The 977-nt window shown below is 41.8% G+C and carries 1 protein-coding gene; it reads left to right on the top strand.

Features of this window, described 5'->3' with window-relative positions; genetic code table 11:
• Positions 1–235 precede the first annotated feature (235 nt).
• Positions 236–892 (top strand): quinolone resistance pentapeptide repeat protein QnrS2, encoded by a 657-nt coding sequence (locus OKC31_RS21620; protein ID WP_012537714.1) that lies wholly within the window; start codon positions 236–238, stop codon positions 890–892.
• The last annotated feature ends 85 nt before the right edge of the window (positions 893–977 follow it).

Raw genomic sequence — 977 nt, forward strand, 5'->3', positions numbered from 1 at the left:
ATGGCGGACATCAGTAATCTATTGGGTTCCTTTTCTCTGTGGCTTTTTAAGCGGATAACTTTTTTCAATGGTGCCGCGTACTTTGAACGTTAACATAGAGGCTCAGGGCGCTATTTTACCCCCTTAAAATAGGCAAAATGAGGGTTTTTAAGATCTTGATTTTTAGTGTTTTTATTTTGGTGATGTGATGTGGCTTTGATGGTAGTGTTGCGTCCAGTTCATCATAGGAGTCAACATGGAAACCTACCGTCACACATATCGACACCACAGTTTTTCACATCAAGATCTAAGTGATATTACTTTCACTGCTTGCACCTTTATCCGATGCGATTTTCGACGTGCTAACTTGCGTGATGCGACATTTATTAACTGCAAGTTCATTGAACAGGGTGATATCGAAGGTTGCCATTTTGATGTCGCAGACCTTCGCGATGCAAGTTTCCAACAATGCCAGCTTGCGATGGCAAACTTTAGTAACGCCAATTGCTACGGTATTGAGTTACGTGAGTGTGATTTAAAAGGGGCCAACTTTTCCCGAGCAAACTTTGCCAATCAAGTGAGTAATCGTATGTACTTTTGCTCAGCCTTTATTACTGGATGTAACCTGTCTTATGCCAATATGGAGCGGGTCTGTTTAGAAAAATGTGAGCTGTTTGAAAATCGCTGGATAGGGACTCACCTCGCGGGCGCATCACTGAAAGAGTCAGACTTAAGTCGAGGTGTTTTTTCTGAAGATGTCTGGGGACAGTTTAGCCTACAGGGTGCTAATTTATGTCACGCCGAACTCGACGGTTTAGATCCTCGAAAAGTCGATACATCAGGTATCAAAATTGCCAGCTGGCAACAAGAACAGCTTCTCGAAGCGTTGGGTATTGTTGTTTTTCCTGACTAGATGCTTACGAATACCTGCTGATAAACTATACACAACATTAATACATTTTCTAATTCAAATCACCAGAGCTAGATCAATACTTCTA

Source organism: Aeromonas sp. Y293-4, from assembly GCF_027705905.1.
Taxonomy (GTDB): Bacteria; Pseudomonadota; Gammaproteobacteria; order Enterobacterales; family Aeromonadaceae; genus Aeromonas; species Aeromonas veronii.